We start from the raw sequence: 20,473 nt of genomic DNA on the forward strand, positions 1-20,473 counted from the left end.
AATGGCCGGTTGCGGCAAACAATGGCTGGCCGCTCGAGGGCGCGGATTGAATTTGACGCTGGTGCTGGGCTTGGCGTTCATGCTGAGCGGTTGCAAGGGTGAGCTCTATAGCCGCTTGAGCGAGAAGGAGGCTAATCTGATGGTGGCCCTTCTGCTGCACCACGGCATCGCCGCCGACCGACTCCAGGCAAAGGACGGTAGCAATACTGTCAGGGTCGAGCAGGAGCGATTTGCCGACGCTGTGACGCTGCTGAATGCGTCCGGGTTGCCGCATGCGAAGTTCGAAGACATGGGCAGCATATTCTCAAGCAATGGTCTGGTGTCGTCACCCACAGAGGAGCGAGTCAGGTTGATTCACGCGCTCAATCAAGAGTTGGCAAGGACGATCATGGAGATCGACGGAGTCATCTCTGCCCGAGTCCACGTGGTGCTGCCTAAGATAGACCCGTTGCGTCACGATCAGGTTCCGTCGTCGGCGGCATCGGTGTTCATCAAGCACGACGCGCGCGCCGAAATCGCCGTGCTCCTACCGCAGATCAAGACCCTCATTGCCAACAGTGTCGAAGGACTGACGTACGACAGGGTGGCCGTGGTTTTCGTGCGTGGCAGTTCGGATCCCGTCGAAGTCAGCCCCTCCACGTCGATCGAGACGACGGCATCCGTTCTATCTCACGACGGATCTGCCCTGCGTGACGGTCCGCTCATCCTGCAGGTGTCAGCCGCTGTAGGGGTGGGGCTGCTGGGATCGATCGGAATCTTCCAGCTCTGGCGCCGGGCACGCGTGGGATATGCGCAACGCAACGCGCCGCGTCGGGAGGCGCGAAGGCCGGCGCGTGATCGGCTGCGTGTCGTATCCTAGTGCGATTGAAGTGGGCTTGGCCGGCAAATGAGTAGGCTTGTGCAACCTGGAGCATCCCTTGGCTTGCGTGCTCCGAAGGTCGGCGGTGGCTGCGAACCCGGCGCGCCGGTGGGGCATTGGCCGGTGATCGATATGGACACGTTTTGTCGATTACCGGCACGCTACATCCACGTTGAACGATTTCTCGCGTGCGTACCGGGCGTTTCGCCCGGGCTTGCCGCACGGATTCTCGCCTGCGACCGACTCCACCGAGATATCTCAGAGCGGATCGTTGTGCATTATGAGCTTGATTGCTGCACGGCAGCCGACGTCGCTGACACGCGCAGTCGCATTGCGCTTCTCGACTGTGAGCAGCTATGCCGCGTCGGTGAGCTGGCCGGCGGTGTTTGGCATGCCCACGCAATTCGTTCCACGGTCCTCAAGACTACGCTCCGGGAGCATCTCGGAGAATTCGATTCCCGACTCCACAAGGTCGCGCTCGCCAATATCGATCTGTCGCCCAAACCCGATCGCCCCCCGAATCCATCTGCGCTTGCGGACCTCATCCGAGGTGATGGGATGCAATGTCTCAATGCCGCAATCTGGCGACTCCCCGCCACCTTGCGCAGCCGCATCCTTCTTCGATTTCCGATTAACTCGCCGCTGGGCTCCTCGGTCTCGCGGCGACACCAACAGCTTGGTCCGGAGATTGTTGATCGCGTTCTAGCCGATGGGATGGTGCCGTGAAAGCCCCCGAGAGTGACAAGCCTGTCGGCACGTTCCATCCGCTCGGACCCGTGGTTCGAGCCGAAGAGGCGGAGACCTGGTTTTCCGCGGCTGCCTCTCTTGCCGACGCCCGGCGGCAATGCGAGCAGATCGCCGCGCAGGCCCGGCTCGCGTTCGAAGAGCAGCGCATGAGAGGCTTCGAGGATGGTCGTCTCGCGGGAGTTGAGGAGGCGGCCCGCCTGATTGCGGAAACGAAGGTCACGGTTGATGATTTCGTCGCCGATCTGCAAGACGAACTTATCACGCTCGTCGTCGAGATCATCAGGGAGATCCTCGGAAGTTTTGAGCCGGACGATCTCGCCGCGCGCGCCATCACCAGAGCACTCGAAGAGATGCGTTCCGGTACGGCCCTCGTGCTGATGACTGCGCCGCAGGAGATGGAGTCCATCCGTGTACGAGTGGCGACGCTGCTGGAGGATGGTGCCGACCAGCTCACCATCGTGTCGGACCCGCAGTTTGCGCCGGGGCGCTGTATGCTTTGGAGCGAGTTCGGGCAGATCGATGTTTCCGTTGACGCCCAACTGGAGCAGCTCGCCTTGGCGCTGCGTGCCGGTTTCGAGGGCGTGGAGCCATGATGCCGGCAGGCTCTGCCACGCACCGACTCGCGCGAATCCTGCCGCAGTTGCGTGAAGCTGCAGGCCGTTCGCAACTGCGCCCGATCCGCGGGCGCGTGATTCAGGTGTCGGGGACCCTCATCAGGGCGATCGTTCCCGATGCGCGTGTTGGCGATATCTGTTTGCTCCGTTCTGCCCATGCCTCGCCTGATCTGCGGGCCGAGATCGTGGGCATCGAAGGCGGAGTCGCGTTGCTGACGCCTCTCGGAGACGTGGCGGGTCTCTCAACAAGAACGGAAGTCGTCTCGACAAGGCAGGCCCTCGGCATCATGGTTGGGCCAGCGCTGCTCGGCCGCGTCGTCGACGGGCTCGGGCGCCCTCTCGACGTTCAGGAACGAGGATGGCCCGAGTTCGACCAGATTCGACGAGTCCGCGGAGCTGCGCCGGCGCCCTTGGCACGGCGGCTCGTTGACGGCCCTTTGTCACTTGGTATCCGGGCGATCGATGGTCTGCTCAGCTGCGGCGAGGGGCAGCGGATCGGCATCTATGGCGAACCCGGCGCGGGCAAATCGTCGCTTGTCGCCCAGATCGTCCAGAACGCGGACGTCGACGTCTGCGTTGTCGCACTGATTGGCGAGCGTGGGCGCGAAGTTCGAGAAATGGTCGAGCGCTGCCTGGCCGGAGCGGCTCGGGCGCGATCAGTCGTGATTGTCGCAACCGCCGACCGGCCGCCGACGGAGCGCGTCACGGCTGCCTATGTCGCCGTGACGATCGCGGAGTACTTCCGGGATTGCAACGCACGCGTGCTCCTGGTGCAGGACAGTGTCACTCGCTTTGCGAGGGCATTGCGTGAGATCGGACTGGCCGCGGGCGAGCCGCCGACGCGCCGGGGCTTTCCGCCGTCGGTGTTTGCGGCATTGCCCGAGTTGCTCGAGCGGTCCGGTCCCGGAGTCGCCGGCTCAATCACTGCATTTTACACCGTGCTGGTTGAGGGGGATGGTACCGCGGATCCGATCGCGGAGGAGACGCGCAGCATTCTGGACGGGCACATCGCGTTGTCACCTAAGCTCGCACAGTCGGCGCATTTCCCTGCGATTGACGTCGTGTCCAGCCTCAGCCGCGTCATGGATCAGGTCGTGACGAGCCGTCATCGCTCTGCAGCCAGGAGGGTGCGTGAACTCATAGCTCGCTATGCAGAGCTTGAGTTCCTGCTGCAGGTTGGGGAGTACAAGGCCGGATCCGATCCGATCGCCGATGAGGCGATCGCCAAGCAGGATGCTATCAAGTCCTTTCTGCGGCAGGGCCTCGGCGAGGTCGTTCCGTGGGATCGCACGATCCATCAACTCGAGCAGCTCGCGTCATGAGGTACGATCCACTGCTCACGCGCATACGCAGGATGCGGATCGTTCTCGGAGAGAGGGAGCGGCGGGCGAATTCCGCGCTTCAGCGCGGCGTGGAGGCACAGGTCGAAGCGGCTGCAGAACTGACGCAGATCAATCATGCGCTCGCGTTGCAAGCAGCGGCGCGTGGCGCACGCGAACGTCAGATCTACCAGCAGATGGTAGGGCGTCCAATTTCCGCGCGGGAGATCACCCAACTTGACGCGCAACTCAGGCGCCTCGAGTCGCTGGCAATGGCGCTTGCCGAGCAGCGCCTTGCGAGCATCCGTACGCTCGACCATGCGCGTAACGAAGTTCAGGGTCTACGCCTCGAATTCGTGAAGGCTCATCGGAGGCGTCGCAAGTGGGATGAGTTATCGCAGCAATCACGTCGCCGTCGCGAGGGCCGTGAGACGTTGCTAGAGGAGATGGCTAATTCGGACGGCAGGGCGGCGGGGCGGCAAGCATGAACGCGCCATTCCCCGCTCGCAGGCGCGGAGCGCCTGACGGTGAGATCACCGAATTTCATCCGGACGTGCTATCCATCGCTGATGTTCTACGTGCCCGTCGTTGGTGTCGGCGACTGGCTGAACTCACCTGCGAGTTGGCGGGTCTGCCGCTGCGGATTTCCTTCTCGGGCGCCTCCTCGGGCGTTTGGAGCCGGCCGGCGTGTCGTCTGCATTTTACGATCGGCGGTGATCCATGCGCCGTAAGTCTGCCTGTCGAGGTGATCGATGCAACGCTGCAGGCGATTGATGGTCCGCCTCGAACTACGCTCGCCGAGCCCGATCTGCTGCTTCTGATCGAGTTCGCCTGCGCCGCCATACTTGATGCAATCGAGGAGACGCTCGGCCTCCCCGTCATCCTCACGCATGCTTCCTTCGATGGCAGCGTTCCGGACTCGATTGGAATCCTGTGTCGCGGCAGGTTTGGCGAACGATCGTTCAGTGCTTACCTGTCTTTACCAGAGCCATACGAATCCCGTTTGGCAAATCAAGTTCAAGCATTGGGTCCGGCTGCCGCCGCCGGAGTTCCGATCTGCGCGGCCTTCCGGCTTGGTGTTACGCGCGTTAGCGCCCGCTTGCTTGCGAGCTTACGGCCGGGAGACATCGTGATCATCGAACACGCGATGCCGGATGGACGCGTCGCCGCCGTCTTCGGCGAGCGTCGTCTCACCTCATGCCGCTTCGAGGGAAGCGACGCGACAGTGGTGGACACGTTGCACCAGATCAGAGGCGATCTTCATCATCATTGGACGGCTGTGGACATGACGGCACATGAAAGCGTCGATACAGGCGCAGACGATGTGAGCCTGGACGACCTCCAGATCAAGCTCCTATTTGAGATCGGCCAGCTCGAGATACCTCTCGGCGAGTTGCGCATGATCGCGCCCGGCTATGTCTTCAATCTCGGTCGGGATCCGCGACATGCAATTGAGATTCACGCGGGGAATCGGCGGATCGGGCAGGGCGAGATCGTCAGGATCGGCGAGGCACTCGGCGTGCGGATCAACAGATTGTTCAATCACGAATGAGCTGAAGCCGTGACCCAGTTCAATTTGTTCGCTGTTCTCGCGGTCATCGCCGGACTTGGCCTTATCATCTTTGTCGTCGTGACGATGACATCGTTCGTCAAGATCGCCGTGGTCCTGTTCCTGATCCGGAACGCGCTGGGAGTGCAGCAGACGCCTCCAAACCTCGTGCTCTATGCCATTGCGCTGGTTCTGACGGCCTATGTCAGCGCGCCGCTAGTGGAGACCGTGTATGAGCGCGTCAATGATCGTCCCAGCGAGTTTCAAACCTTTACCGACTGGAAAGATGCTGCTGAGCGGGCAGGCCAGCCAATTCGCGAACATCTGAGCCGGTTCACGACGGTCGCGGAGCGGGAGTTTTTCGTCACCGCCACCGGCAGCTTATGGCCCGATAGCAGCAGGGCCAAGCTATCGAGCGAAGATCTCGTTATCCTCGTCCCCTCCTTCATGAGCTCGGAGCTCAAGCGCGCCTTCGAGATCGGCTTCCTGCTCTATCTGCCCTTCATCGCGATTGATCTCGTGGTGTCCGCGGTTTTGATGTCCCTTGGCATGTCGATGGTGCCGCCATCGACGATCTCCGTCCCATTCAAGTTGTTCTTGTTCGTGATGGTCGAGGGCTGGTCGAAGCTGATGCATGGCCTGGTGTTGAGTTACGGATAGCCTGCGAGATGGGGAGGGGAAGCAATGGGCCAAGCGACAATCGTCGATCATCTGGTCAGGGGTCTGACGGTCGTTCTCATATTTGCCATGCCTCCCCTGGGTGTGGCGATGGTTGTTGGCCTCTTCGTCTCAATTCTTCAGGCCGCAACCCAGATTCAGGATCAGGTGCTGCCGCAGACGATCAAACTGATTGCCGTCGTGGCCACGCTGGCGGTGTTCGGCGCAGTGTTGGCGGCACCGCTGATCCAATATGCCGATCAGATCCTTGCGGATTTTCCTGCACTGACGCGTTGACGGGCCTTCCCTTCATCGTGCTCGGAGGGACATGGGCGACGCGGAGTGGCGATGGGGCTTGACCTCATGCCGTTGGACAGCATCGAGGCGGGGGCCAATCTCGTCTTCCGTCATCTTCTTTCGTTGGCGCTCGCCATCGCGCGTCCCAGCGCCTTCGTCATGACCTTTCCGGTGTTTGTTCGCCTCGGGCTGACCGGCTTGATTCGTGGTGCCTTCGTGGTCGCGATCTCGCTACCGGTCATGACCGGACTTGTTGAGGTGCTTCCTCCGATCGGCACGCAAACATTGCGATTGGTCGCGGTCGGGTTCAAGGAAGCGATCATCGGAGGGCTCCTTGGTCTGCTGCTTGGGATCCCGTTCTGGGCCGCCGAGGTCGCGGGCGACCTGCTCGACTACGAACGTCAGGCCCCCGATGCCCAGCTTCAGGATCCCAACGCCATGACCGAGTCCACCGCGTCTGGCACGCTTTTTATGCTCGCTGCGGTGGTTCTGTTCGTCGCAGCCGACGGCTTTCATAGCGTCGTCGAAGCCCTTTATGGCAGCTACAGGCTCTGGCCGGTCATTGAGCTCGCGCCGTTGCTACGCGCGGAGAGCGGCCTATTGGCGCTGGAAATGCTCGTCCGCGTGCTGCAGTTGGCATTGATCCTGGCATTCCCAGTGCTGGCGGCCATGTTCGTTGCGATGTTCGCGCTGATGGTGATTGCCCGTTTCGCACCGCAGTTGAATGTGTTCGATCTTTCGATGGCGGCGCGCAACTTGGTCTATTTCCTGGTTCTGCCGCTCTATGCGGCCTTTCTGCTCGATCACTTCGGTACTCAGCTTGGAGAGTTGACCGGAATCCTGGACCAGCTAGGGCAGTTCCTGCGATGAGCGAGGATGGCGGCACTGAGGAGCGGACGCTGCCTCCGAGCGAGCGGAAGTTACGTAAGGCGCGCGAAAAGGGACAGGTCTTTCGCAGCACCGATATGGTCGCCGGTGCATGCCTGTCGTCCATGCTGCTCTATCTCTGGCTGATCTTGCCGGAGCTTTTCGCGCGGCTACGGGGAGCCATGATGCTCGTGGGCGATGCGGGCGGGCAACCGTTTCGGGAAGCTGCGGGCACGATCGGAACGATGATGTACGAAGCCGCCGTGCCATACCTTGCAAGGGGGGCGGCCATCGTCGTCCTAATGTCCCTCGTCGTCAACGTCGCCGTCACCAAGGGGATCGTCTTCAGCCTTGACCCTATCAAGCCCCGCGCAGAGCGCTTGCATCCCGCAAAGGGTTTGAAGCGAATTTTCGCGCTCAAGAGCCTGATCGAGCTGGTGAAGAGTCTGGTCAAGACGACCCTGCTCGTCACGATCTCGGTTTTCGTCCTCGAGATGTCGCTCAACTCCTTGGTTCACACGCCAGGATGCGGCCTTTCGTGCCTCGCGCCGGTGATCGGGGCGGTGATGGCACCGCTCGTCGTCGCGGCAATCGTCGTGCTGATGGTGGGCGGCCTTATCGACGTTCTCTTGCAGCGCGGACTGTTCATGCGCGAGATGCGGATGACACGAAGCGAGGCGAAGCGCGAGCGGAGAGACCAGGAGGGCCTGCCGGAGGTGCGCTCCGCACAACGCCGTCAGCGTCAATCGCTGGCGCACGGGGGAGGGCGGGGAGGAATCGAAAGCGCAACACTGGTCATTGAGGGCGACGATGTGATGGTCGGGTTGCGCTATGTTCCGGGTGAGACACAGGTCCCAAGGCTCGTGTGCAAAGGACGTTCCGTCCGTGCGCACAATCTCACCGAAGCTGCGGCTGAGCTTGGCATTCCTCGTTTCCGCAATCCAGACCTCGCAGAGGAACTCGATCGCCGCATCGCTCAGGACCATTACATCACCGAGGAGTTTTTCCAGCCGGTGGTGTCGGCCTTGCGCGCGAGCGGCATATCCTGAGTGTAGCCGTGCTGCCCGACAGTATTTTCACAATATATTTCGGATCGGCCGCCGGCTGATGCCCTAAACTGTCGCTCGGACATGATCGCCGAGCGGGCTGCATGGCTGACGAACTGCGTCTGCCAGAGCAGAGCCGCCGCCGCTAACGGGGAGACGCACGAATGCGGATAGATGACGCAGGTGGCTCGGTTGTCGCCAGTCCGCCTCCTCCTCCGCCCCCACCCCCACCCCCGCCACCTCCGCGGCCGAAGTCCGCGGCATCATCGTCGGGCATGCTCGATCGCAATTCGGCGCGCAGCGTTGGATCATCATCGACCGCACCTTCGCCGCTCTTTCAGCCCCTTCGGCCTTTCATAGGTCCGGTTCTGCAGCCGACGCCTGTGTTGCTTGGCCCGCCTGCTCCGCCGAAAGCGGCGGCAACATGTCCGGGAGTTCCCGCCCCGGCGTCGGCGGCGCCGGTCCCAGACGCCGTTTCGCAGGCAAAAGCGGTTCAGACAAAGGCGCAGACGACACTCGATGGTGATGCTGGAAAGCTGCATAAACTGCAGAGCGAGCTGACTGATGCGCAGGGCACGAAGGCTCCGATCGGGTACGGTCGCGGCGCCGGCGCCGCGGCGGCTGCCCATCAAACCCATATCAACGATCTGAAGAAGCAGGTTGCGGCCGCTCAGCAGCAAGTCACCGCCGACCAGGCGGTGTTGAGTTCGGCCAAGAGCAATCTGAGTGCTGCACAACGCATCGACGCCGCCGCAGCGAACTACAAGCCGGCACCGCCGCCGGTCACCGTGAAAGATCCAGTCGCGCGGAAAGGTGCCCCGCTCGTCGACGCGGCCTCGGCCCAGGTTTCCGAGGGAAAGGCCAAGGTCACCGCCGATACGGCTGCTCTCGAGCAGACCAAATCGCAGCTCGGCCGTCTGGACACCGAGATGGACCGGGGGATCAGCGCCGGAACATTGCACCGTCTGTCGTTGCTGAATCAGCAGCAGGATGCGCAGCAACACAAGCTGGCGACGGACCAGCGCAAGCTTGATGCCGCGGGCGCCGACCTTGCGGCAGGGAAAAGCGTCGTCTACGGGCAGCAGGCCGCGGCGGACAAGAAAGAGCTCGAGAGCGCTTCCACAGCGCTGAAGAAAGCCGGGGTCACGATCGACCAGAACGAAAATCCGACCCAGGCGGATTTGACGCCATCGCAGCTGCGCGCCTATGACGACTTCACCGTCGCGCGGAGCAAGCTCAACGCCGATGTCGGCATGGTCGCGCAGGGCAAGGCCCAGCTCCAGTATTATGCTTCGAATTCCGAGAAATACGGGACGGTTGCGAAGGATGCCCAGGATCGGGTGAACGACGCTCTGCATCCATTGGGGTACACCGTACGTGCAACGCGCGGCAGCGATCCGCAGCAGGCATCGCTCGATCTCAAGCTCGCGAACGGGAACGCTGATTACCAGAATGCAGGCTGGGCCGCGGCTCAGCACCGAGTGGCATTTGCGGCGGCAGCGCAGACCGATCTTGAGGCAGCGCAGGACTCCGATCTTGCCAAATTGTCCCCGCAAGCCCGGCAGACCGCTACCACGGCGAAGATCGACTACGATCAGGCAAGCGCCTATCAGAACAAAGTCGGGACCGACCTCGCCCTGATCAAGGGCCACCAGGCCGTCTCGGATGCGCAGGCCGCCTATATCAAGAATCCGACGGCCGCCACGGAGCTCAAGCTGAACCAAGCGCAGCATCAGTTGCGCGAGCTCTCGACAATGTCCGACATTGCGACGGCGGGCTTCAAGTCGGCAACCGGGCTTGCCTACGCCGACCGGCGCAATACGACATTGGCTAATCTGGAGCAGACCTATAGCCATGTTCCCTTGCCCTCAAACTCGCCGGTGTTGCAGCAGATAGCGCAGGCAAGAACTGATGCGGCATCGGCCGGCCTGATCACGAAAGAGCTGGCTGCAACGACCAACAGGCTGGTTCAGGATTATCGTGTCACACAGAGCGAGGCGGCGGTCGCAACCGCGCGGCAGTCCGCCAACACTGATTTGGTACAAGCTGGCAATGTACAGGCTGTGGGTTTCACCAAAGCGGGCAGCGCCCTGACGACGGCTCAGCAATCGCTTCAATATGCACAACTTCAACAGAAGCTGGCTCAATATCAGCTGCTGGATTCCCAGTTTCGGCTGACGTTGCCGCAAAATCTACTTGATCCGCAAACGGCCGCTGACCAGAGCGCGCTCTCGCATGCGTACAATACATTCTTTGCGCAGCATCCGGGTGCCTTGAGCGATGGCGCGGTCGCTGAGCAGCTTGCGAGCCTCAAGGACGCGAACGCGCGAGTGGATATCGGTCAAGGGCTGCATGAGCTGCAGGATGCCATCGGCAGGGAAGACAAAGCGCTCGGCAACCGCAGCCTTCTGCAGAAGGGCGGCGATTGGGTCGGGGGGCTGTTCGGTGCCAACCGGTCTGAGCTCGAGTCGGATCTGCAGGACAAGAAAGAGGCGCTCACGGCCCTGCAGAAAAATCAGAGAGGGATGACTGCCCAGGAGGTCAACGGCGAGTATCTGAACATCATGGGTAATCTGGCCACCCAGAATGACCGGATGTTCGAGAACGAGCGCAAGACCGACGCCAATTGGTCGAGTGCACAGGAAGTCGTGCGCGACGTCGCGATCGCCGCGGCTGCGACCGCTGTCACCATGGCCACGGCCGGAGCCGGCGCGCCTGTCTTGGCCGCCCTCGCAGCGGGCACCTTGGTAGGAACGGGAACGGCAGAAGCCATCGACACGGCCCAGAATGCAGCGACTGTGTTCGGTGGCGGCGACATTCACAGCAGCTCTCACGTCTCCCTCGATGCGGCGCTGACCAACAACTTCTTCCAAGGTGGCGGCAGCTGGGATGAAGTGAAGCAGGCGGGCGTCGATGCGACCGTATCGGGCGTGCAGTCCCTGGGCGCAGCAGGCGGGGCGTTGACGGGCGGAGCGACGGAGGCCTTCGTTACGCGCGGCCTCGACCAGGCTGCAAGCTCGGTCGTCTCGAAGCTGGCAACCGGATCAACGGTCATGGTCGCCAATCAGGGGGTCATGGGCCTCGGCAACGTCGCGGGGACCTACGTCGAGTCCCAGTATCAGCTCTCCGAGGGACGGCTCACGCAGGACGAAGCCAACGCGCAGATGAAGGACGCGTTCTCGGGGTACTTCAAGAATGTCGCGATGGCCGGCGTGACTGGCGGTCTGACGAAGTTCGTCGACGGCAAGGTCGCCGTGCGGACCTCAAGCGCGGCACGGCCGAATGGCCTCGTGTCGAACCCGCTTTATCAGACAGCCTCCCAGCTGGGCGCGAACACCATGCTGACTGCGGGTCCCGGCCTCCTGTCAGGCAAGGCGCCGACCACGCAAGACTATCTGTCCATCGGACTCAATACAGTTTCCGGTGTGGCTTCTCATCACTATCAGCAGAGCAGATCCCGCACCGCGACCGAAGCGGGCCTTGCCGGACAGCCCGCTGCGCTCGACGCGGGAAGGAAGGTGTTTGACGCCTATCAAGGTCGGACGAGCGGCTCAGCGCCGAATGGCATCCGGCTGCAGGCCATGGATCCTGCCGATTTCGCCCGTGCATATCAAAAAGCCGGCGGCCAGCACGATCCGGCGGCCGTCGATGCTTTCAGCATCGCATCGGATCAGGGGCATCGCGTCTATGTGCGGACCGACAGATTGAGCCCGGACGTGGTCGCACACGAGGCCGTGCATGCACTGACCTCGGAATCGTTCAAGAAGCTCGCAAGCACCTTGGTCGTTGATTCAAGCCGGCCGCATTCGAACTTGAACGAAGGTGTGACCGAGTTTCTCGCCTCGCAGGTCGTGCCGCGCCGCGGCACATCGCCCTATGCGACGGAGGCAAAGATCGCGGAGGCCATTCGCGACCGGATGGGGGAGACCGACTTCCACAAGGCGGTTTTCGGAGGCGATCCAGCGGCACTCGCATCGTTCCGGCAGACCGCTTTGGGGTTGCAGGATACGCCAATCAGCCAAGATCACGCGGCCGATTGGGCTCTGGCCGCCTCGACGACACCTCAGGCGGGAGGCGGCGCCAAGCGCATCGCGAATCGATTGAGAGAATGGGTCGCTGCCGCTCCGCCCGCCGCAGCATCGGCAGCCGTTGCCGGCGAACTGGTGTTGGCCACGCATGGTGCGCCGGCATTGGGCGAGGCCATCGCTGATCTTAATCCAGTAGGTCGCGCGTTTTTCAACAGTCCCCTGGCGCATGCGCGGGTTAGGACGTGGCTCGGGTCGTCTCGTGAAGCGGCGGCTCGCGCCGTCGTCGCCTCGAGTTTCGGGACCAACGCCTCGATCAATTTCATGAAGGCTGCGAGTGGATGGCATACAGACAGGGCCGCCGCCATATCGGACGGTTTGCTCGGTCTTGGGCAGGCAGCTTTCGCCTTGCGCAATGGTGTGAGCTCCCAAGCGCTGATGCGCTCGCGCGGGACGAAAGTCGACGTTCTGCCAGGCGATACGATGGTCAGCATTGCCCAAAGGCTTGGCCTCATACCGCGCGACCTCACGCGAAGCAATCCTAGCGTTCAAGACATCAATCCGACAGTTACCGCTCTCAACAGTTCTGGTGCGACATGGGCCGAGATTGCGAAGCGCGAGGGGGTCGATGTCAAGACGCTCGTGGCGCTGAACCTGGATCGGCATGGATGGTCGATCCCCGCTCGGAAGGATTCCGCAGGCGCATCCGTTCCGGCAGTCGATGACGCACGCGTGCAAGCCGGTCAAAGCCCGCAGGAGTTTCTCGACAGCCACAGCACCTCGCTGCGATCGATCGCCAAGGCCAACGCCAAGAATGTAGCGCCCGCCGAGATCCTGGTTCCTCAGCGGCTTCGTCAGGTCACGAATGGCGTGACCTACGGGGAATTTGCAACCGATCAGGGACTCAGCCTGAAGCGGCTGTTGGAGGCGAACGGGCACCGTGGTTTGTCCATCCCACCACGACGGGTTTATGATGCAGCGAGCGGTGGCCGCGTGCTTCGCGGGGCAACGACCGATCGCTTGCAACCAGGCGAGTCACTGGAGAGTTTCGCTCGCAGGCATGGTGTCGGGATCAAGAAGCTGATCACGGCAAACAAGGACAGTCGTGCACCTTTGCGGATTGACGTTCCGGGCCAAGCCTCGTCGGCCAGCAACCCAACAGCCGTGACATGGGAACAGATCGCCAAAAAAACCGGTGTGCCTCTCCGACGTCTGTTGTCGATGAGCGGCCAGAATCTGCACGTTCCCGGGCAAAAGCAAGCCGTCGATCTCCAGCCGGGACAATCTCTGAGGGATCTCGCAAAGGAGCATGGCACAACAGTCAGAAAGATCGTGTCCGAGAACCGGACTTGGATCCCCCAGACTTACGAGCTTCCGCGGGCCGGGGCTTGGGTCGGTGACAAGCTCTCGGTCGACCGCGTCTACGATAATCGTGACGTCCAAGATCCGTCGAAGGGCAGGCTGACATGGGTGCAGGTGGCGCGGAGAACGGGGCGCACGACGAAAGAATTGATGAGCTACAATAAGGCCATCTCTGCAAACAAGAAGGACTTGGCTCCTCCAACTGTAAATATTCCCACCAAGTCAAGTTGGGAAACATCAACCAAATCCGGAAAAGGCCTTCAATTTGTCGGCGCGATTGGGCTCGTTCCGGGCAATCTGGTAGCGGCTGATGTACACGCTCACGCGGGGAACTGGGCGCTCATTGGTCCCGATGTCGGTGTCGCTGTCGGGGTCGGCCTTGCTGCAACGCGTTCAGCGGTCGGGTCCGTTGCGAAGAGTGGTGCAGCAAAGAAATGGGCGAGGGCCCGTCCCCGCGACGCGTGGACCTCCGGACTTTCTTTCGGCGCCAAGGGTTTGATCAAGTACATCGAATCGTTCCGGCCCTAAGGAACGGTTCTGACATTCGGTTCAGTAGATCTGCGTGCCGGATGTCATGTGCCAAGCAGCACTCGTCACTGGTTTGCCGCGGCTCCGATGCGCGCAATCCGACGCTCCGAAATGATTCGCGCGTCGGGGTTCGGCACCAAGCCGCCGAACGCTGAAGGTGCGTTGTTGGACGATATGAAGGACCCGCGATCTCCTGAGGCCATCGCTATCTCCTGAGCCTGTATGCGAACGCATGGTTCTCTCCGGCGTTGCAGCAGATGCTTGGCCCATGTGTGCGTCGCCTCCGACGCCGAGTAGTCGAGAACGGCGTCGCCGCGATTCCTCGATCGCCAGCTCGTTGGGCCAGGGGAATTTCGTCAAGAAAACGACTCAATGATGTTTCATGCTTCGGTTGAGTTTTGTAGTTGCACCTCATGATGGTTGTGTGTCTTTTAGGGCAAGCAATCATTGGCTGAACTGGCCATGGAGATCGTGATCGATCTGAGTCCTTCGGGTCTCGCCGGTCGCGATTGCGCGACAGTCTTCGCGAGATGAGTCCCATATGCGCAGCGCAACATTGATTTGACGCTTGGTATTATCGTGCCGAGCTGATATTTTCTCAAAGCAATCTTAAGTTGTCGGAGACGGTTGAATCGCACGGGCGGCAGTGCGTCGTGCCGCAGCCATGAAAGAGTATCGTGTAGGTTGGCCATTGGTTAGCGCATGAAGGATAGCGGTGTTCCGCTTATAGGAAGGGACCAGGAGTCGAACCGGCTTCGCGAGCTTCTCCCGAGCACGAATGGACGCGCTGTCGGCGCGGTCCTGATAGGAGAGGCTGGTATCGGCAAGAGCCGTCTGGTCGAGGCACTGGCCCTAACTGCGAAGCAGCGCGGTTTCTGTGTCGCGAGGGGGGCCGCCTACGAGATGGCCGAACCTCTGCCCTATGGATTGTTCGCCGACACGTTCTCCCAATGGGCTCGCGAGCAGCCGACACTCCTCAACCATGCTCGCAATGATATGATTCGGCCGCTGTCTCGCCTGGTGCCGGCGTTCGCGGCCGCTGCGGATCTTCCTGCTCTCAAAGGACTCTCCGGACCGGACGAGCGGTTTCGGCTGTTCGAATCCGCCGTTCATCTGCTTCATGCGGTTGCAGTCGAATCTCCACTGTTGCTCGTGCTGGAGGACTTGCACTGGGCCGATCGCGAATCCTGGTCGATGTTGCTGCATTGCTTACGCTCGACGCGATCTCTCCCCTTGCTAACCGTCATGACCCTCCGTCCCGACGAGACCGGTGGCGAGCCGCTGGAACTCAGTGCGATGGCGCGTGAGAGCGAACTTCACCGGATCGCGGTTCGGCCGCTCGAGCCTGCGGACACGATGCGCATGCTTGAGTCGTTGGCTGGCGAGCGGCTTCCCGCATCGCTTGCGACGGCAATTCATCGTGAGACTGGCGGCAATCCGTTCTATGTGCGCGAGCTCTTCAACCACCTCGTCGAGGAGGGAAGATTTCCGGGGCGCCAGGGCCAATGGCCCGCCGATCTCGTGACCAACGGTGTCGGCATCCCGGCCGGATTGCGTCCGCTGCTGTCGCGACGGTTCGCGCGGCTCTCGGGGCCGACCCTGGGGATGCTACGGATCGCTGCGATATTTCCGGAAGGCTTCGATCTCGGCCGATTGCAGCTTCTGATATCGGATTCCGAAGAGACGATTCTCGACCATATCGACGAGGCGATGAGGGCCGGGGTCCTCGTCGTGCGAGGTGATGGCTACGTCTTTGCGCATGCGTTGCTGCGGCGTGCCATGTACGACGAACTGAACCCCGACCGGCGAGCGATCTTGCATCGGCGCGCGGCGACGCGTCTCGCCGAGCTCGATGCCGATCCCGGAGAGATTGCACATCAGTATCACGCTTCACAGCGCATCGCGGGTGCCGAGATCGGCCGGGTCTTCGCACTGAAGGCAGCCGAGCGCGCGCGAGCGAACTATATCAGCGAGCACGAAGCTGCATTCCTTCGGATCGCTTGCGATCTCGCAGGCGATGCTGTCTCGGACGAGATGCTTCGTGATCTCGCGCTTGCCCAGGCCGCATCACTCGACGTCGAAGCCGCCGACGCGACGTCGCGCCTTCTGTTCGGCCGATGCTGGGAGCGGCAGCCATCATGGATCATGAGTTTCTTGGTGACGATTGCCCGCAGGCTGCGCGACGCCGGCGCTCCCACCGAGATGTGGCAGCCTCTGGTGGAGCGCGGACTGGAGGCCTGCGGTGCTCGCCGAGATTTGCACTGGGCCCGATTGGAGGTGCTCCGACAGCACTGGCGATGCCGATGGAATGACGGGACGTTTGAGACGATCTACCACGCGCCGGATCCGCGTGCGCTCGATCTCGTTCATCAGCTTGGAGACGAAGAGGACCGTGCCTCGGCGCTCGACCTGTATGCTCCTCGATCAATCGAACAGACAGAGCAGGTGCAACGTTGGGCCGCCGAATGGCAGAGTCCGGCGGCCATCATCCGGGCTCGAGAGGTCGTCACCCATGATTGGATCTATCGCCATGGACAACTCGCCATGGGGGTCGAAACTGCGCACGACCTGTTGCGGGATGCCAAGTGTTTCGGGTCGCTTCCTGGCCAGATCGAGGCCTTAACCTCTCTCGCGATTGCCGAGGCGAGCCTGGGCCATTTGACAAGCTCCGACGCGGCGCTGCGCGACGCGCGTGCGCTGGCTGTCCGACTGGGACCGTGGCACCGGTTGCATCTCGCCCTGGAGCTTTCCGCGGTCGCATGGCGGGCCTATTTGTATGGTGGCGACTGGACGGCAATCGGCAGAATCGCTTCGCGTGCGCTGCAGATCGTCAAGGATCATCCGGTGCGCCTTGGACAGATCGTGCTCGGCTTCGCCGCTCTGACTGAAGCGTTCTTGCCTGGCGAAAACGAATATGACGTTCGCATCGAGGCGCTGCTCCGATCCTTGGAGAACACAAATTGCGACAGACAACTGTCGGATGATGCACTTGGGCTCGGGGTCTGCGCCGCCTGGCAGCGTGAGGACGTCAAGCGCGCGCGCCGGTTCGAAGCGTTGGTCCGCGCTCCAAAACACGGAAGCACGATCGGTGCAGCCGGTGAATGCCGTGAATTCATCCTCGGACGTCTGGCCGCCCTTCAGGGTCACACGGTTGCGGCATGCACACACTTCGCAAAGGCCCGCGGCGACCTTGAGCGGGCAGGCCAGGTCTGCCTCCGAGCGCTCGTCGATCTTGACGAGGCGATCGTGACGGGAACCTCAGGCGACAAGCCGTCCTCGCATGCGCTGCTGCAGCGGGGACGCGAGCAGTTCGTAGCACTCGGCATGCGAAGCTGGCAGGAGCGTGTCGATCGAGCACGGATAGAGGGAGTCGAGGTCGGGCCGCGCAACTTATACGCGCGAGGCCCTGATGATCTTTCGCCGCGAGAAATGGAGATCCTCAGCAAGCTCGCTGCCGGCAGCCGCTCCAAGGCCATTGCCGCGGAACTACGCCTTAGTGTGCCGACCGTCAACAGACACATTGCGAACATATATATGAAGATCGGCGTGAGCTCACGCGCCGCTGCAACCGCTTACGCGATGAGACACCGTCTCAGCATGCTCCAGTGAACCAGTACACATCGATTGCATAGTTTTTATGATGGTGACGGCTGCAATGAGTGCGTAAGCTTACAGTGTGTAAAAAAATGACAGTCATGGGCGGACAACGAGTAGCAGGGCAAGGGTTCGACGTCGGGCGTCGCCGAACCCGTTCATGCGTGCTCGTCGGCGCGGTCGGAGCAATCCGGGAACAAGGCATACGCCTCTCCGGTGCTACGTCCGCGGCCGGCAAGTTGCGTCCGCCTAGGGTGGTTCAAGGGGACGTGGCATGCGTGATACAGACGGGGATATCAGCAAGGTAGACACCGCTTACACTAAGCTCAAGGACCTCGTCATCCACTATGATCTGGTCCCTGACAGCAAGGTCCGGGTGCTTCCGGGAGAGCATCTGCACATTGACGATCTGGCGGATCGCGTCAATGCGAGCGCAACGCCTGTGCGCCAAGCGCTGGAGCGCCTGCAAGGCGAGGGACTGATCGACAGCATCGCGAAGCGAGGCTTCTTTTCCAAGGTTCCGAACGCGTCCGAGCTGCAGGACCTGTATGAATTTGCCCGGCTGGTTCTTGAGCACAATATCACGAGGCCACTCGATCCGTCCTCGGTCGCGCGTCTCGGCCGGGGTTTGATGAAAGTGGAAGCCGTTGCAGTGGGCCACTCGGCAACGAAGTGCGTCAAACATCATGCGATGACCATCGAAAGCGTTTTCGAGCAGATCACGCAGCTGTCGCGAAACGAGCAGATGCTAAGAATGATGCGGAACTTCAATGATCGCAGCCGGTATGTCCGATGCCTCTCGATCCTGCAAAGCCCGGATCAAGGCGCCCAGGTACGCGAATGTCTCGAGTTGATTGAATTGCTCCGCGATCAAGATCCGAAAGGTGCGTGTGCCAAATTGGAAACGCACATGTGCCGGATGATCGTCGATCTGCCTGAGCTCATCAGGGAGGCCAGGTCACGCTGGACGATGGCCGCGGCCATATAGATCTCATTTTGACCGTAATGCCTGGGGCACATCGACCTTCGACCTGTAAGAGGGTCCAAGACTCCGGTTGCGGGTGAAGCTCTGGATCCGGCATGCGCGGGGAGAATTCGCGAGGTGACCGAAGCGTAGGTCAGGTCCATCATTCGAGCCCTGGCGTGAGCGGGAGTGTATCAATGTCGGCGTGGTTTTCGAGCCGACTGGAACTGCCGCGTGAGCTCTCAAGGGCTTGGCCGGTTATCGCGGCCATTGCCATCCTGGCAATCGTGGGAGTCGCGCTGCTGTCCTACCGATTGGCCCTGAGCGCTGGGCTCGCGCAGATGAGCCGCGATTCCGATGATCGGCTCACGTTGATCGGCAGCACGTTCGATGCAACCGTTGCCCGCTTCCGATATCTGCCCACGGTTCTTTCACTCGCCGACCCGGTGCGCCGGCTGTTCCGGACACCGGGCGACGAGGCAGTCGTCGAAGCAGCCAACCGCTATCTCAAGTCGCTAAATCAGGCCGCGGGATCGGCCGAGCTCTACGTGCTGGACACGGCAGGGGTGGCGCTGGCAGCAAGCAATTATGATGGAGCAAAGAGCTTCGTCGGGCATGCGTACGACTTTCGCCCCTATTTCCAGAGCGCAATCCGTGACGGGGAAGGGCAGCTCTATGCCGTCGGGGTGACGACCGGCCTGCCTGGTTACTTCTTGTCGCAACGGATCACGGAAGGCGAGCTTACGATCGGGGTCGCCGTCGTGAAGATCGATTTGACGCCGCTGGAAGCCGATTGGGTCAGGGCCGGTGATCTGGTGGCCATGGAAGATGAAGGAGGTGTGGTGATCCTGGCCAGCCGCGCGCGGTGGAAATATCACCCGCTGCGAACGCTGCCCTCGAGCGCGGTCGCGCGTCTCAACAAGTCCCGGCAGTTCGGCGACACGATCGAGAATGCCCCGATCCTGCATTCCTCGGCGGCATCAGGCAACGTATCGGTCGGACTGGGCGACGACAATGACGTTCACGAATATGCGCTGCGTGCGCGGCATCTGCCGGCGCATGGGTGGCAGCTCCTGATCTTCTCGGATATCGGAGACGCGCGACGGCATGCAATGACGGTCGCCGCCACAGCCGGTTTTGCCGTTCTCACAATACAGCTGCTTGGACTTGTAGCCTATCAATGGCGGCAATCGATGAAAGCCAAGGGCGAAGCGAACGAGCTGCTGGAACGAAGTGTTGCGGAGCGCACGATGGAGCTGCGCGAAGCCAATCGTCAGCTGACGAGTGAAGTCCTGGAACGGACGCGCACCGAACAGGAGCTGCGACAAACCCACGAGAGCCTGGTGCAGAGTGCGAAGCTTGCCAGTCTTGGACAGGCGCTGGCGGGGGTGGCGCATGAAATCAACCAGCCACTCGCGGCACTCACCACTTACATCGCAAGCAGCCGAGTCTTGTTGCAACGCAACGAGATCGAACGAACGGCCTTGAACCTCGACTTGATGTCATCCATAGCCGAGCGAATGATGGCATTGATCGGTCACTTGCGCATGTTCGCGCGCAAGGAGACCGGGGCAACCAGCAGAGTCGATGTCGGTGTGACACTTGGCAATGCGATGCGGCTTCTGCAGTACCGGATCAGAAATGAAGGTATCGAGGTTGTCCTGGACTTGCCCGCGGAGCCGGCTCACGTCGAAGCGAACCCGATCCGTCTCGAGCAGGTCTTCGTCAACCTGCTCTCCAACGCGGTCCAGTCGATGCGCGACCGCCCGCGCCGAGTTCTCAGCGTTTGCATCCGGCGTGCGGAGAGCACGGTTACGATCGAGGTCGCAGACACCGGCAGCGGAATCTCGGCGGATCACATGAAGTCGCTGTTCGATCCGTTCTTCACCACCAAGGAAATCGGTGAAGGGCTCGGCCTCGGTCTTTCAATCAGCTATGGAATCGTGAGGGAGCTCGGAGGCACGATTTCGGTTGAGAGTGAACTGCAAATCGGAAGCCGGTTTCGGGTGACCCTGCCGGCGCCGCCCGCGCCGACCTAGACCTAT

14 protein-coding genes are annotated in these 20,473 nt (G+C 61.6%); all 14 read left to right on the plus strand.

Annotated elements, in window-relative coordinates; translation table 11 throughout:
* Position 1 precedes the first annotated feature (1 nt).
* Positions 2–859 (plus strand): type III secretion system inner membrane ring lipoprotein SctJ, encoded by an 858-nt coding sequence (gene sctJ / locus QX073_RS16615; RefSeq protein ID WP_316226044.1) that lies wholly within the window; start codon positions 2–4, stop codon positions 857–859.
* Between the two features lie 63 nt (positions 860–922).
* Positions 923–1,585 carry a SctK family type III secretion system sorting platform protein gene (locus QX073_RS16620; RefSeq protein ID WP_315825609.1) on the plus strand — a complete coding sequence of 221 codons (663 nt, stop codon included), beginning with the start codon at positions 923–925 and terminating at the stop codon, positions 1,583–1,585.
* The gene (gene sctL / locus QX073_RS16625) at positions 1,582–2,199 is read left to right on the plus strand and encodes a type III secretion system stator protein SctL (RefSeq protein WP_315825608.1); all 618 of its coding nucleotides are present in this window, start codon (positions 1,582–1,584) and stop codon (positions 2,197–2,199) included. The genes QX073_RS16620 and sctL overlap by 4 nt, the downstream gene beginning before the upstream one ends.
* The gene (locus tag QX073_RS16630; RefSeq protein WP_410052373.1) at positions 2,199–3,542 is read left to right on the plus strand and encodes a FliI/YscN family ATPase; all 1,344 of its coding nucleotides are present in this window, start codon (positions 2,199–2,201) and stop codon (positions 3,540–3,542) included. Before sctL ends, QX073_RS16630 begins: the two co-directional genes overlap by 1 nt.
* Before the next feature lie 32 nt (positions 3,543–3,574).
* On the plus strand, positions 3,575–4,027 hold the full coding sequence (locus QX073_RS16635; protein WP_315825606.1) for a hypothetical protein: 453 nt from the start codon (positions 3,575–3,577) through the stop codon (positions 4,025–4,027).
* Positions 4,024–5,091 (plus strand): type III secretion system cytoplasmic ring protein SctQ, encoded by a 1,068-nt coding sequence (sctQ, locus tag QX073_RS16640; RefSeq protein ID WP_316226046.1) that lies wholly within the window; start codon positions 4,024–4,026, stop codon positions 5,089–5,091. The genes QX073_RS16635 and sctQ overlap by 4 nt, the downstream gene beginning before the upstream one ends.
* Positions 5,092–5,100: 9 nt before the next feature.
* Complete coding sequence (sctR, locus tag QX073_RS16645; RefSeq protein ID WP_315715073.1) at positions 5,101–5,748, plus strand: type III secretion system export apparatus subunit SctR; 648 nt, start codon at positions 5,101–5,103, stop codon at positions 5,746–5,748.
* Positions 5,749–5,772: 24 nt separating this feature from the next.
* A complete protein-coding gene (gene sctS, locus QX073_RS16650) occupies positions 5,773–6,042 on the plus strand; it encodes a type III secretion system export apparatus subunit SctS (RefSeq protein ID WP_315715074.1) in 270 nt (89 codons plus the stop codon).
* 51 nt (positions 6,043–6,093) lie between these two features.
* The gene (gene sctT / locus QX073_RS16655) at positions 6,094–6,912 is read left to right on the plus strand and encodes a type III secretion system export apparatus subunit SctT (protein WP_315751851.1); all 819 of its coding nucleotides are present in this window, start codon (positions 6,094–6,096) and stop codon (positions 6,910–6,912) included.
* Positions 6,909–7,958 carry an EscU/YscU/HrcU family type III secretion system export apparatus switch protein gene (locus tag QX073_RS16660; RefSeq protein WP_316202441.1) on the plus strand — a complete coding sequence of 350 codons (1,050 nt, stop codon included), beginning with the start codon at positions 6,909–6,911 and terminating at the stop codon, positions 7,956–7,958. Before sctT ends, QX073_RS16660 begins: the two co-directional genes overlap by 4 nt.
* 272 nt (positions 7,959–8,230) lie before the next feature.
* On the plus strand, positions 8,231–13,870 hold the full coding sequence (locus tag QX073_RS16665) for a LysM peptidoglycan-binding domain-containing protein (RefSeq protein WP_316226047.1): 5,640 nt from the start codon (positions 8,231–8,233) through the stop codon (positions 13,868–13,870).
* Between the two features lie 702 nt (positions 13,871–14,572).
* Positions 14,573–17,479, plus strand: a complete 2,907-nt coding sequence (locus QX073_RS16670; RefSeq protein WP_315825601.1) for a helix-turn-helix transcriptional regulator — start codon at positions 14,573–14,575, stop codon at positions 17,477–17,479.
* 259 nt (positions 17,480–17,738) lie between these two features.
* Positions 17,739–18,452, plus strand: coding sequence for a GntR family transcriptional regulator (locus QX073_RS16675; RefSeq protein ID WP_315825600.1), 714 nt, complete (start codon positions 17,739–17,741; stop codon positions 18,450–18,452).
* A 173-nt stretch (positions 18,453–18,625) separates the two neighbouring features.
* Positions 18,626–20,467: an ATP-binding protein gene (locus QX073_RS16680; RefSeq protein WP_315825599.1), complete on the plus strand. Its 1,842-nt coding sequence runs from the start codon at positions 18,626–18,628 to the stop codon at positions 20,465–20,467.
* Positions 20,468–20,473: the final 6 nt, after the last annotated feature.

Source organism: Bradyrhizobium sp. SZCCHNS3052 (genome assembly GCF_032484495.1).
Lineage (GTDB): Bacteria > Pseudomonadota > Alphaproteobacteria > Rhizobiales > Xanthobacteraceae > Bradyrhizobium.